The sequence below is a fragment of the Prosthecobacter sp. genome, assembly GCF_044373815.1.
Classification (GTDB): domain Bacteria; phylum Verrucomicrobiota; class Verrucomicrobiia; order Verrucomicrobiales; family Verrucomicrobiaceae; genus Prosthecobacter.
The window spans coordinates 1-11,474 of sequence record NZ_JBIPNG010000193.1; the positions used below are offsets into that span (position 1 = coordinate 1).

The following is an 11,474-nucleotide window of genomic DNA, read 5'->3' on the forward strand; positions in this document are numbered from 1 at the left end:
GCTTACGACATCTACTCCCGCCTCCTGAAGGACCGCATCATCTTCCTCGGTGGCGAGGTCAATGACACGATGGCCTCCATCATCATCGCCCAGCTCCTCTTCCTCCAGATGCAGGACCCGAAGAAGGACATCAACATCTACGTCAACAGCCCCGGCGGCAGCGTCACCGCCGGCCTCGCCATCTATGACACCATGCAGTTCCTCACCTGCGACGTCTGCACCTACAGCATCGGCCTCGTCGCCTCCATGGGCGCCGTCCTCCTCGCAGCAGGCACCAAGGGCAAGCGCTACGCCCTGCCAAACTCCGACATCATGATCCATCAGGTCTCCGGCGGCGCACGCGGCACCGCCAGCGATGTCGAGCGTACCGTCGAATACATGTTCGGCCTCAAGAAACGCCTCAACCGCATCCTCGCCCACCACACCGGTAAGTCCGTCGAACAGATCGAGCGCGACACCGACCGCGACAACTACCTGTCCGCCGCCCAGGCCGCCGAATACGGCCTCGTGGACAAAGTCCTCGAAGGCAAAAAAGACATCTCTGCCGAAGCGAAATAACACAGATTCCCTCAAAAGGGCGGGATTCAACTCCCGCCCTTTTTTGTGCCCAAGAATCGCGCCCTTTCCCCTCCGCCATTCATAAAAATTCGCGGATATTCGCGCCCATTCGCGTTGGAAACATCCATCCCGTCACGCCACCGCCTCCATAGAAAAGAAAAACGCCACTCCGTTTTTGAAAGCTCTTCTCTGCGTCCTCCGACTCTGCGGTTTTCCAATCTCTTGCGGTGTTAAATCAGTGGCTCCTTCAGAATTCTGCATTCCTTTGCTCACCATTCCCTTGCCAAAAAAAGAGGCCATCTAAACACCCCAGCCTCACTCCATCACTCCCCTCCCATCCATGAAATTCGGCTTCGTCACCGCCATCCTCCCCGAACTCTCGTTCGACAACGTCCTCAACTTCGCCCGCCACGAAGGCTTCTCCACCGTTGAGGTCATGTGCTGGCCCGTCGGCAAAGCCGAGCGTAAATACGCCGGCGTCACCCACATCGACGTCACCGCCCTGTCGAAAAGCCAGGCCCAGGAAATCCTCGGCCACTGCCAGGATCAGGGCGTCGGCATCAGCGCCCTCGGCTACTACCCCAACATGCTCGATCCCGATGCCGCCGTCTCGCGTGCGGCCGTCGCCCATTTCAAAAAAGTCATCGCCGCCGCACCCAAGCTCGGCGTGAATCTCGTCACCGGCTTCGTCGGTCGTGACTGGACCAAGACCGTCGATGAAAACTGGCCCCGCTTCCTCAAAATCTGGCAGCCCATCATCAAGTACGCCGAAGACCACGGCGTAAAAATCGGCATCGAAAACTGCCCCATGTCCTTCACTCGCGACGAATGGCCCGCCGGCAAAAACCTCATGACAACCCCGGCCATCTGGCGCCGCGCCTTTAACGACATCGACTCCTCCAGCTTCGGTCTCAACTACGATCCCTCCCACTTCATCCTCCAGGACATGGATCCCCTCAGCCCCCTCGCCGAGTTCAAATCCAAGCTCTTCCACGTCCACGCCAAAGACGTCAAAATCAACCGCGCCGCCCTCAACGAAATCGGCCGCTTTGACTTCCCGCTCCAGTGGCACCAGCCCCGCATCCCCGGCTATGGCGATATCAACTGGGCCGCCTTCATGGCCGAGCTCATGCGCATCGGCTACAACGGCCCCCTCTGCATCGAAGTCGAAGACGACACCTTCGGCAAAACCCTCGAAGGCCGCATGAAGGCCATCAAAGTCGCCCGCAACATCCTCGCCCCGTTCTTTGGCTGATTCGTGCCCTTATATGATGAATGATGAAGCCGCTTGTCATCCGAGTTTCTCATGAGCGAAGCCATTCGGATGGCCGCGGTCTGGCTTCTTATTTTTTGGCTGGCACTGACAGTTGTTTGCCTGCGTGGTTATCGTCGTGACCGACGCGAAGCCCGCAGTAAACCACCTCTGACTGAGGCGGAAAAGACCGCAATGGCCAAAGCTGCAGCTGAAATCCCACTCAAAGAACCCAAAGGAATTCGCTGGTATGTCACTCATCCAAAATCGGTCATAATAGTGCTGGCATGCCTGCCATTCTTTTTGCTGTTTCTGCCAATGGTGGTTCTCATGTGGATTTTGCCTCCACCTCCTTACCGAAGATGAGATTGCACTCCTGTCATAAAGGGCACGCGGGTAAAAAGATGTTTCGAGCGAATTAACACCTCTCGGCTCATCCTGCGCCGCGCTCTGAACCTCGTTGTAGGATGACGCCATCTTTTCCCCTTCGCTCCGCGACACATCAGCTCCAACGGAGCTGCGTAATATAGCCCAGGGATGCCGAGCTTTAGCGAGCGCTTCCCTGGGTATCATGGCATATGATCGGGAAGCAAACCCAGCGGCTCGCCACACACCGCATTTACCAGCAGCGTCTGCAACGAGCTCCGCCGCGCCCGCCCATGACGAAGAATGCGCGTGATATATCATGGCGTTACTCCTCATCATCACGGCAGCGTATCCACAGCATGGAAGCCGTGAACATCAACACACAGGAACATAGACAGCCGAGCATGAGCGGCATGACGGCTTCGCCTGAACCAACATATCTTTCGAGCTTCTGCGGCGCGAGATGACCGTTCGGATCTCGAAAGACCATGAGCAAATAGTCAGCTCCAAACATGGCCGTGATCAAAGGAAGCAATCCCAGAAGGGAATAGACCAAACAGTGTGAGGCTTTGAAGGGACGAAATATCCCCCGCAGACCAACGAGCAGCAGGACGAACGCAATGCCCATGGAGACCTTTCCGACAACCCAAGCCTCCATGATCATATCCATCCAGGTGAGGGGAGACTCGGGAATCATGAAGTTCGTCTGGGTGGGGAAAACTGGCAGGCTAAGGATGCCAGAAGAAGATTTGCACCAAAGGCCAGAGCACTGACCTTGAGTGTGGAAACCGCTGCAACGAGGTCTGGGTAGCGTCCGTGCATGGCTTCAAGCGTATGGCCCGCTTTGACATCCAATGAAAATTTGCGATAGCCCGCGAGACTGAGCGCAGCCCCAAGAAGAAAAACTGCCAATGCAGCGGTAAATAGTGCCATCCGCCAGCGTAGAGGAGCGCGCCTCTTGATGGCGATGAGCCATCCCGCAGTCACGCCGACAGCAGGAATCAAGACGAGCAATGAGGATGTGCAGAAAGACATCGGTTTCAGAAAGTGGACGCCTCGATATGAGCTTTTCTTGGGTTCATTGTTCCGAGAACATTATTTCACCTCGCCCAGCTTTTCGGACGGATGCTCATGTGTGAAGCGCACCTCCTCTTGCAGCGTCCCCTCTCGGAGATGCAGCAGATTGATCTGATCCTTAAACAACTCATGAAACACCGCATGCTTCAGTGTTTGCCCCACCATTCCTTCCGGCACCTCCACCTCAAAAAACAGCACCACCGCCGGATCCCCGCTCTTCGCACTCGCCTCATCCATCTCCCGCCCCACCCACTCCATCTTCGCCACCTTCCCCGCCGCATCCGTCACCACAAAAGTCTTCGCCAGATACGCCTGAATCTGCGCATCAAACTCCGCCGCAGGCGTCTTGTCGATCCGCACCTCCCGTTCGCTCTGGCGAATAAGAGCAAGTTCAAGATCACTCACGAAAACCGTGAGACTCACCTCCAGCTTCTTCGTCTGCGGATTGTACTCCGCCTCCGCCGTGGAGCTGTGAATCGAATGCGCGTGCAGACACGTTGCCACCAGTAAATAGAGAATGACCAGCAGGACGCGCATGGAGCACGAACTTTAGTTCGCAACATCATCGCAAGCAAGCCAGGCAAATCTCCAGTGTTCGCCTTGGCTGCATGCCAAATCCCTCATTACGAGCAGAATACCGCAAATCAGATCGTGCCAAACCCTCGACTTTCTGATATTTTGGCGAAGTGAATTCTGCGCCCCCTGCTTCCAAACGCCGCCTCTTGCCCTCAAAGGGACTGCGCTCGGCTGCGAAGCAAATTGTCTCCATAGATCACCGCGGCCTGCTCCAAATTCGTGAAGTGCCCGCCGAAAATGAAGACCGCATTCTGCTCACGCGCCTGCGCAGCGAGCAGGCCGAAACCGGCGAATGGATTGAAATTCCAGGCACCACCCCCGGCTCGTTTGAGTTAAAACGGAGGGACGCCAAAACAACTCCCCCAGCCAGTCAGCCAACGACCACCAATCCACCCATCCCAACCACACCCAAGCCATGAGACTCATCCTCTTCCTGCTCATCTCCTTGATCGTCGTACTTGCCCTCACAAATCCGAACGAGAACGAGTTCCGCTCCTACATGCAGCAGAAGCATGGCATTGCCGGCTCGCTCAGCTTGAAAGTGGCCGCCATCTTCTCCGCCGGCACCAGCACCGGAGTGTCTCGTGACAACTACATCATCTGCAGCCGCTACTACATCGGCGGAGACGGCATCCTGCCACGCACAGATCTGGCCTGGGCAGTGGCCGGAAAATTTTTTGACATCGACGAAGGCGGCGGGAAATGAGCCCATGCTTCATCTGCTGCCCTCTGACATGCGGCTGCCATTTCTGCTGATCCTGAGTCTCCTGCCCGCTTGCACACTGCTGCAGCGCAAACCATCGACGCCAGCACTGACCAAACCCGTCTATCACATCGACGCGGCCTTGGCTGCAGCCTTGAAACCGGCGGCGGCAAGCATCGAAATCGACCTGTCCCGTCAGGAAATGCGTTTGTTCAATGCAGACAAGGTGGCCGTCGTGGTCACCCAAATTTCATCGGGCCGGAACACCTCGCCCACGCCCACCGGTCACTTCAAGGTGCTTGAAAAGCTGCCGACGAAGTTCTCCAACCGCTACGGCAAGTTCGTCAAGCCAGACACGCGTGAGGTCGTGGTGTGGCGTGTCTGGGAGCACCATGGCCCCCAGCCACCGGGCACCCGCTACGAAGGCTACGAAATGCCACACTGGCTGCGGCTCACCTGGCCCGGCGTGGGCATTCATCAGGGCGAGTTCAAGCCCGGAGAGCTTTCCAGCAAAGGCTGCATCCACACTCCTGCCGAGCCCCAGCAAGTGATCTGGGAGCATGCCCAGGTGGGCACTCCAGTGCACATCCGTGGCAGCAGCGCCTCTCACCCTGACGCACCATGATTCCCACCACGTCACAAGCGTGAAAAATTACGGGGCAGGTTCAGCCGGTTCCGGCTCGGCTTTCTTCGCCGTCGGCATTTCCACCGTCACACTCAGCTCCCAGGCACGATTTTTGATGCACCACACCAGTACCGCCAGAGCGAGGAAGCCAATTAAAACCAAATGCACCATGCAGCCAGTGCCGCATCCGATTCCTTGAAACGAATCGCGATAAGTGCGGATATTAGTTCTGCCGGAGTCCCCCATTCATGACAACCTGCCTCATCTTGGATTGGACAGCCAGCGTTTGTCGTCGATTTTTAGCCTGCCTTTTACTGATCCCTCCACCCAAAACTTCCTGATCCACCCATGTCACGCCGTGCCCAATCTGGAGTCCGCCCCACCCACTGGATGGGATTGATCGCTATTCTCGCCGTCGTCGGCGGAGGTGGTTTTGCTTTGATGCATCGCTCAACGGATGCGATGACCGGCGTCACCGAGCTCAGCGCCAGTGAGTTCATGGAAAACGCCACCGCTCTCAGCGGCAACGAATACAAGGTTGAAGGCGTCGTGGACGACCGGCTCGACAACTGGCGCAGCGCAGACGGCCGCCTCTTCAGCTTGCAGATTAGCGATGGCGCAGGCAATACTTACCTCCCTGTCTGGGTGCCGCCGGATTACAAAGGGGCCAACATTCAGCGACGCCAGCGTTACATCTTTAAAGTGCGCGTCATGGAAACCGGCGTGCTCGAAGTGCTCGAACTCATCAAAGCGTAATCCCACACCGTCATGAAGCGCCTTATTTTTGCCCTATCCCTGGCCGGACTTCTTCCCGCCAGCGCCCAGGTTCTCCCAGGCAGCCCCGGTGCGGGTGCACCGCCGGCCACCACGACCTCCAATAACAATTACAACATGGTGCCCGGCAGCGCTGCCGACCGCCAGACCGATACCCAGACCGGTCTCAATAACATGCCCATGGCCGATCCCGGCTCGGAGAACGTCGCCTTCAACGGCAAGCTCTGGAACGTGACCAACAACCGCCTCATGCGCTCCCGGTTTGAGACCTATCTCACCACGCCTGAGGCCAATGGCCCTGAAGACCAGGCCTATCGTGATCTCATGGCGCAGATCATGGAGCTGCTCTCCCCCACGCACAAGGCCACCGACCCCGTCACCAAGGCTCAGATCCGCGGCCCTGAAGTCATGAAAGCTTTTGCCATGCTGCCAGAGGCCGGTGCCGCCAGAATCGACGGTGGCCTCTGCAATGCCGTCGCCAATGCCATCTGGGATGTCTGGACTTCCCAGAAACGTGTCAACGAACGCAAGCTCGCCAACACCGCCATGATGGAGCGCCGCAGACAGCTCGAATGGAACGCGGAGATGGGCCTGAACAGCACTCCCTTGACCAAGGCCAGCGGTCCCGCCTCCAAAAACGGCTCCCAGCAGACCAATGCGCAGACGCAGCAGAACAACAGCGCCACCGTCGGCCGCACTTCCGGCTACATCAAGGGCATCGCTGAAATCGAAGCCCGCACCAAACTGAACGAGACCGCCATGGGCCTCTCCGAAGTCACCAGCAAGATCCAGTTCCAGGCCCTCATCATTCAGATGTTCATGCAGCGTCGTTTTGAGCACGCCGTCATCGCCTGCCGCTTCTACCCCAATCTCTTCCGCGACGGCGAAAGCATCCTGCAGCTCGACAAGGACAGCGATGTCCAAAAGCTCCTCTCCAGCAGCTTCGGCGTACCTCCCACCGTCAGCATGATCGACGGCCTCTCCCTCGAAGCCATCCGCAGCGTCGATGAATCCCTTGTCTCCTTCGAAAACCTCGTCGTCCGCCGCGATGTCGACAGCGCCAGCAACCGCCTCCTCGAAGCCTTCGCCATCGGCGAATACCTGCCGCGCGTTCGCCGCCTCCCCATGTCCGAAAAGACCAAGGTCCTCGATTTCGTACGCAAGAAAAACAAGCTCCTCTCCTTCCTGGAAATGAAGGACTATTCCAGCGCCGAGATCGTCGTCACGGAACTCCGCGGTTCTTCCGACGACTTTGAATACGCCAAGCCCCTCGCCGCGATTCAAACCGCCAAGACCATGAGCAATCTGCACGTGAACAACGCCAACGCAGCCATGGGCAACAAGGATGCCGTGACCGTGGAGAAGGAGATGAAGGCCGCCGCCGAAATCTGGCCCACCAATCCCCGCGTCACACAGCTCAGCGAGCACATGATGCAGTCCACCGACATGAAGTCCCAGGCACTCATGGAGTTCGACCGCCTCCTCAGCCAGCGCAACTACCGCCAGATCTTCGAAAACCAGGCCCCCTTCATCGCCGCCGTCGCCGATGACCTCACCCGCAAGCAGCAGCTCGAAAAAGTCCTCAAGGACATGGGCCGCCTCGAACTCATCCTCGGCGGTGCCAAAGAAATGGCCGCCAGCAGCGCTCCCGCCGCATGGGAAAAAGTGGAAAAAGAATCCAAGATCTACCCTGACGATCCCATGCTCAGCAAACTCCGCGCAGACCTCGGTGTGAAGGCCAGCGAATTCGTCACCGCCATCGAAAACGCCCGTCAGCAGGAAGAGAAGCAGCAGGTCGGCTCCGCCATCGCCTGGTATTTGAAAGCCAAGAGCATGCACCCCCTCAGCGAGATGGCCCGCGATGGCATCAAGCGCCTTGTCGAAGTCGTCAAAAACGGCGACCAACCACCGCCCACCATCACCGAACCCACCTCGGCTTCGGCACTCAACAACTAGAGCGTTTTCGGCTCCGGCAGCGCATGGCGCTGCTCCACCCATCGCATTCGCCGAAACGCCCGCCAGGTCGCAATTACTTGCCTGTTGCGTCCTCCACCGCATCACGAACCCCTTCAGCAGGACGTGAGTTTGTGGCATCGTCAATCTTGTCACCGATCTTTTCCGCCGGTCCTTTTTTGCAGCTGGAAAGAGCGCTCACGGAGACAAGGAACAAGGCAAGGAAGCAGCAGAGTGATTTCATACCATCACATCGCTTCCGCCTCCATCCCTGCGCGTATCCTCTTTCAAAAAAGAAGTCCTCTCCGGCTCCATTGATCACCGATACTTCGACAACCCTTCCAAATACTGCCGCGCCAGCTCCGTCTGCGGCCGCGTGAAGAACTCGGCAGCAGTGGACGACTCCTCCACTTTCCCGCCAACGAGGAAGACCACCCAGTCCGCCACCTTCCGCGCAAAGCTGATCTCATGCGTCGCCAGGATGATGCTCTGACCCGCCTCCGCCAGTTCACGAATCACATCCAGCACCTCCCCCGTCATCACCGGATCAAGTGCCGAAGTCGGTTCATCCAGCAGCAGCAAACGCGGCTTCGGTGCCAGCGCCCTCGCGATGGCCGCACGCTGCTGCTGCCCTCCAGAAAGCTGGCTCGGCCGTTTATGCTCATGCCCGGCCAGCCCCAGCCGATGCAGCAGCTCCAGCGCTCGCTGCGTGGCCGCCGTCTCGCTCATCCCATGCACTTCCCTCAGCGGCAGCGCGATGTTTTGCAGCGCCGTGAGATGCGGAAAAAGATTGTACCCCTGAAACACAAAACCATTCCCGCGCCGCTCATTCAAAGCCCCCTCCTCATCATGCGGCAGCGTCCGCGCATCGATGCTCACATGCCCGTCATCCGGCACCAGCAGACTCCCCAGCACACGCAGCAGCGTGGACTTCCCCCCGCCTGAAGGCCCCAGCAGCGCGATCACCCGTGCCTCGTCCCCCGTGGCAAACGAAGCCCCGTCCAGCGCCGCGTGCGCGCCATAGCGCTTGGTCACCGCATGCGTTTCAAGTTTCATACGCAAACCTCCCCTCCAATCGCCGCGCCAGATGCGAAAGCGGTATCGTCACCACCAGATAAGCCAGCGCCAGCGGCAGGTAGCCCTCCAGCGGTGCAAAATTCGCCGCGTTCATGATCTTGACCTTCTGCACCAGCTCCTCGATCCCGATCACCGAGAGCAGCGACGAATCCTTGATCAGCGACACCAGCTGCCCCGTCGTCCCCGGCAGTGCACGCCTCAGCGCCTGCGGGATGATCACAAACCGATACGTCTGCGCCTTGCTAAACCCAACCGCACGCGCCGCCTCAAGCTGCGAAGCACTGATGCTCTCCACCGCACCCCGAAAAATCTCCGCCAGATACGCCCCCTCAAAACACCCCAGCAGAATGATCCCCGTAAACAGCGGCTGATCAATGTTCAGCGCCTGCGCGATGATGTAATGCCCGATCAGCAGCTGCACCAGCAGCGGCGATCCCCGCACCACCTCCACCACACTGCCGCATCCCATCCGCACCGGCAGCCACGGCGCACGCCGCCCCAGCATCAGCAAAAAGCCAAACGCAATGCTCACCACCATCGCCACCAGCGACAGCCCCATCGTGCTCAGCCAGCCATGGAAAAACTGCTCCCGGTACTGCCACACCCCGCTCCAGTTCCACGGATACTCCACCGCCGAAAACACCCCGTAAAACACCGCCGACGCGATCGCAAACAGCCCCAGCGCATAAAGCGCACGGCGCGTACTCGAAACAGCGATGTCGTGGGAGGCAGGCAAGACCCCATGATTTACGCCGGGAAGCACCCGTTTGTCCCGCTGATTTTACTTCGCCGCTGCAGCAATGACACCCGGCCTCGCCGCCCGACTCTGCAAAAACAGCACCACCCCACGCGCGATCCCATCCGCCACCTTGTCCCGATACCCCGCCTGCTTCAGCCGCACCGACTCACTCGCGCTCGTGATGAATCCGCACTCCACCAGCACCGCCGGACACGCCGCCCGCGCCACCACCGCGTACTCCCGCGCCTTGATCCCCCGGTTCTCCGCCTGCGTAGCACCGCACACCAGCCGCTGCACCGTCCTCGCAAATTCCGCCCCATCCCCCTCCGTTCGCCCCTCGCCCGCAGACACCAGCTGCCGCGCCGCCAGCCCCTTCGATTCCGCAAAATACGTCTCGATCCCCTCCGCCCCGCTCCCCTCACCGTCCGTGTTGAGGTGCACACTCACAAAGGCCGCCGCCTCATGCGTCCCCGCCATCGCCGCACGCTCATCCAGCGTCAGAAACCGGTCCCCGCTCCGCGTCATCACCACCCGCACCCCCGCCGCCTCCAGCTCCTTTTTCAGCCGGTTCGCGATGTCCAGGCTCATATTTTTTTCGATCACCCCGTTCGCCACCGCCCCGCCGTCATGCCCCCCATGCCCCGCATCCACCACCACAATCGGCGCCGTCTCATTCCAAAACCCCGCCCTCGGCAGAGGCTCCGCCTCCCGCCGCCCCTCCAGCCACACCAGCGAATACGCACTCCCTCCGAGGGCCAAAAAAGCGACCACCGTTTGCAGGCTCAGGGCGATGAACGGGCGAAATTTCAAAAAATATATTCACAGTTATAAAATATTTGATTGAATTAACAATCGAATTTTCTACAATAGCCATATGAAGACGCCCTGCCTTTCATCCTGTGTGCTGAGATCTCTCGTGCTTTGCTCGGCAGTCATTGGCGCTCTCCCGCTCCAGGCAGTGAGCAACAACTTCAATCAGCCCCCCCCTCCCGGCTATCCCGCCCCCGGCGCAGGCCTCCAGCAGCCCTCCGCCAGAGCCACCCGCCAGTCCGCCGCCGCCATCCAGGCACCCGTAGGCCGTACTCAGTACCCGTCCACCTATCCCCCACCACCCGGCTACACCTACCCACCAGCCCCTCCCGGCTACGGCCCCGCCCCCAAGACCGCCGCCCCGAAATCCTCCAAGACCGCCACCCACGGCAAATCCACCGCCAAATCCACCACCACCAAAAAGCCCGCCGCAGGCCCCCCGCCACCCCCCAAAGTCTACGGCCCCACCGGCGATCTCACCAATCAGGTCTCCCGCCTGCGCGACAGCGACCGCGTCCAAAACATGCGCATCGGCGACCTCGAGCGCGATGTCAGCAGCATCAAGCGCGGCGGCAAAGGCACCACCCGTTACGATGGCGGCACCGATCTCGCCGCCCACACCACCTACATCGCCCGTCCCGGCGACACCCTCTGGCGCATCGCCTCCACCCACCGCGTCAGCGTCGGCGAGATCCAGCAGCTCAATCGCATGACCGAAGACGAAGTCCACGTCGGCCAGACCCTCCTCATCCCATCCCCCCACCGCCTCAGCTCCCCCACCACCCAGGTCAGCTACACCCCGCCCACGCTCACTGGCGCCCCCGCCCCCCAGTCCGCGCCCGTCACCACCACCATGGTGAAGGTCAGCTCCCCCCTCTACTACACCGTCAAAAAAGGCGACAGCCTCAAAGCCATCGCCCTCAAGCACAAAATCACCCCCGTCACCCTCGCCACCGCCAACAAG

General features: G+C 59.6%; 17 protein-coding genes. 9 read left to right on the top strand and 8 right to left on the bottom strand.

Going from position 1 to position 11,474, the window contains the following annotated elements:
• From ACIREA_RS16260 to ACIREA_RS16270, 3 genes are all read left to right on the top strand, one after another.
• On the top strand, nt 1–558 hold a 558-nt coding region (locus ACIREA_RS16260; protein ID WP_397383347.1), incomplete at its 5' end, for an ATP-dependent Clp protease proteolytic subunit.
• Nucleotides 559–898: 340 nt separating this feature from the next.
• The gene (locus ACIREA_RS16265; protein ID WP_397383348.1) at nt 899–1,813 is read left to right on the top strand and encodes a sugar phosphate isomerase/epimerase family protein; all 915 of its coding nucleotides are present in this window, start codon (nt 899–901) and stop codon (nt 1,811–1,813) included.
• 51 nt (nt 1,814–1,864) lie between these two features.
• On the top strand, nt 1,865–2,176 hold the full coding sequence (locus ACIREA_RS16270; RefSeq protein ID WP_397383349.1) for a hypothetical protein: 312 nt from the start codon (nt 1,865–1,867) through the stop codon (nt 2,174–2,176).
• Between the two features lie 325 nt (nt 2,177–2,501).
• Here the strand turns inward: ACIREA_RS16270 and ACIREA_RS16275 are convergent, their stop codons facing one another.
• The 3 genes from ACIREA_RS16275 to ACIREA_RS16285 all read right to left on the bottom strand — a co-directional run bounded on the left by ACIREA_RS16275 (nt 2,502) and on the right by ACIREA_RS16285 (nt 3,790).
• On the bottom strand, nt 2,502–2,846 hold the full coding sequence (locus tag ACIREA_RS16275) for a hypothetical protein (protein WP_397383350.1): 345 nt from the start codon (nt 2,844–2,846) through the stop codon (nt 2,502–2,504).
• A 23-nt stretch (nt 2,847–2,869) separates the two neighbouring features.
• On the bottom strand, nt 2,870–3,181 hold the full coding sequence (locus ACIREA_RS16280) for a hypothetical protein (RefSeq protein WP_397383351.1): 312 nt from the start codon (nt 3,179–3,181) through the stop codon (nt 2,870–2,872).
• A 90-nt stretch (nt 3,182–3,271) separates the two neighbouring features.
• On the bottom strand, nt 3,272–3,790 hold the full coding sequence (locus ACIREA_RS16285) for a DUF6702 family protein (RefSeq protein WP_397383352.1): 519 nt from the start codon (nt 3,788–3,790) through the stop codon (nt 3,272–3,274).
• Between the two features lie 263 nt (nt 3,791–4,053).
• Here ACIREA_RS16285 and ACIREA_RS16290 point away from each other — a divergent pair, with 263 nt between their 5' ends.
• Genes ACIREA_RS16290 through ACIREA_RS16300 form a run of 3 tightly spaced genes read left to right on the top strand, consistent with a single transcriptional unit; the run spans nt 4,054 to nt 5,157 of the window.
• Nucleotides 4,054–4,248 (top strand): hypothetical protein, encoded by a 195-nt coding sequence (locus tag ACIREA_RS16290; protein WP_397383353.1) that lies wholly within the window; start codon nt 4,054–4,056, stop codon nt 4,246–4,248.
• Nucleotides 4,245–4,535, top strand: a complete 291-nt coding sequence (locus ACIREA_RS16295; protein WP_397383354.1) for a hypothetical protein — start codon at nt 4,245–4,247, stop codon at nt 4,533–4,535. Before ACIREA_RS16290 ends, ACIREA_RS16295 begins: the two co-directional genes overlap by 4 nt.
• A gap of 4 nt (nt 4,536–4,539) precedes the next feature.
• Nucleotides 4,540–5,157, top strand: coding sequence for a L,D-transpeptidase (locus ACIREA_RS16300; protein ID WP_397383355.1), 618 nt, complete (start codon nt 4,540–4,542; stop codon nt 5,155–5,157).
• Nucleotides 5,158–5,184: 27 nt separating this feature from the next.
• Here ACIREA_RS16300 and ACIREA_RS16305 read toward each other — a convergent pair whose 3' ends face one another.
• Nucleotides 5,185–5,328 (bottom strand): hypothetical protein, encoded by a 144-nt coding sequence (locus tag ACIREA_RS16305; protein WP_397383356.1) that lies wholly within the window; start codon nt 5,326–5,328, stop codon nt 5,185–5,187.
• A gap of 177 nt (nt 5,329–5,505) precedes the next feature.
• Between ACIREA_RS16305 and ACIREA_RS16310 the strand changes: the two genes are divergently transcribed.
• Nucleotides 5,506–5,913 carry a hypothetical protein gene (locus ACIREA_RS16310; protein ID WP_397383357.1) on the top strand — a complete coding sequence of 136 codons (408 nt, stop codon included), beginning with the start codon at nt 5,506–5,508 and terminating at the stop codon, nt 5,911–5,913.
• A gap of 12 nt (nt 5,914–5,925) precedes the next feature.
• Nucleotides 5,926–7,887 carry a hypothetical protein gene (locus tag ACIREA_RS16315; RefSeq protein ID WP_397383358.1) on the top strand — a complete coding sequence of 654 codons (1,962 nt, stop codon included), beginning with the start codon at nt 5,926–5,928 and terminating at the stop codon, nt 7,885–7,887.
• 73 nt (nt 7,888–7,960) lie between these two features.
• Here ACIREA_RS16315 and ACIREA_RS16320 read toward each other — a convergent pair whose 3' ends face one another.
• The 4 genes from ACIREA_RS16320 to ACIREA_RS16335 form a co-directional block, all read right to left on the bottom strand.
• Nucleotides 7,961–8,128: a hypothetical protein gene (locus ACIREA_RS16320; protein ID WP_397383359.1), complete on the bottom strand. Its 168-nt coding sequence runs from the start codon at nt 8,126–8,128 to the stop codon at nt 7,961–7,963.
• Between the two features lie 74 nt (nt 8,129–8,202).
• The gene (locus ACIREA_RS16325; protein ID WP_397383360.1) at nt 8,203–8,940 is read right to left on the bottom strand and encodes an amino acid ABC transporter ATP-binding protein; all 738 of its coding nucleotides are present in this window, start codon (nt 8,938–8,940) and stop codon (nt 8,203–8,205) included.
• Complete coding sequence (locus tag ACIREA_RS16330) at nt 8,930–9,697, bottom strand: amino acid ABC transporter permease (protein WP_397383361.1); 768 nt, start codon at nt 9,695–9,697, stop codon at nt 8,930–8,932. Before ACIREA_RS16330 ends, ACIREA_RS16325 begins: the two co-directional genes overlap by 11 nt.
• Nucleotides 9,698–9,742: 45 nt before the next feature.
• Entirely contained in the window at nt 9,743–10,510 is a 768-nt protein-coding gene (locus tag ACIREA_RS16335; RefSeq protein WP_397383362.1) for an N-acetylmuramoyl-L-alanine amidase, read from the bottom strand.
• A gap of 64 nt (nt 10,511–10,574) precedes the next feature.
• On the opposite strand from ACIREA_RS16335, the gene ACIREA_RS16340 reads away from it, so the two are divergent.
• Nucleotides 10,575–11,474, top strand: a 900-nt coding sequence (locus ACIREA_RS16340) for a LysM peptidoglycan-binding domain-containing protein (protein WP_397383363.1), incomplete at its 3' end; no start/stop codon positions are given.

Excerpts from the sequence above, each read along its gene's own strand:
- ACIREA_RS16265 (WP_397383348.1), top strand. The coding sequence starts at position 899 with ATGAAATTCGGCTTCGTCACCGCCATCCTCCCCGAACTCTCGTTCGAC.
- ACIREA_RS16270 (WP_397383349.1), top strand. The coding sequence starts at position 1,865 with ATGAGCGAAGCCATTCGGATGGCCGCGGTCTGGCTTCTTATTTTTTGG.
- ACIREA_RS16275 (WP_397383350.1), bottom strand. The coding sequence starts at position 2,846 with ATGGATATGATCATGGAGGCTTGGGTTGTCGGAAAGGTCTCCATGGGC.
- ACIREA_RS16285 (WP_397383352.1), bottom strand. The coding sequence starts at position 3,790 with ATGCGCGTCCTGCTGGTCATTCTCTATTTACTGGTGGCAACGTGTCTG.
- ACIREA_RS16295 (WP_397383354.1), top strand. The coding sequence starts at position 4,245 with ATGAGACTCATCCTCTTCCTGCTCATCTCCTTGATCGTCGTACTTGCC.
- ACIREA_RS16300 (WP_397383355.1), top strand. The coding sequence starts at position 4,540 with ATGCTTCATCTGCTGCCCTCTGACATGCGGCTGCCATTTCTGCTGATC.
- ACIREA_RS16305 (WP_397383356.1), bottom strand. The coding sequence starts at position 5,328 with ATGGTGCATTTGGTTTTAATTGGCTTCCTCGCTCTGGCGGTACTGGTG.
- ACIREA_RS16310 (WP_397383357.1), top strand. The coding sequence starts at position 5,506 with ATGTCACGCCGTGCCCAATCTGGAGTCCGCCCCACCCACTGGATGGGA.
- ACIREA_RS16315 (WP_397383358.1), top strand. The coding sequence starts at position 5,926 with ATGAAGCGCCTTATTTTTGCCCTATCCCTGGCCGGACTTCTTCCCGCC.
- ACIREA_RS16320 (WP_397383359.1), bottom strand. The coding sequence starts at position 8,128 with ATGAAATCACTCTGCTGCTTCCTTGCCTTGTTCCTTGTCTCCGTGAGC.
- ACIREA_RS16325 (WP_397383360.1), bottom strand. The coding sequence starts at position 8,940 with ATGAAACTTGAAACGCATGCGGTGACCAAGCGCTATGGCGCGCACGCG.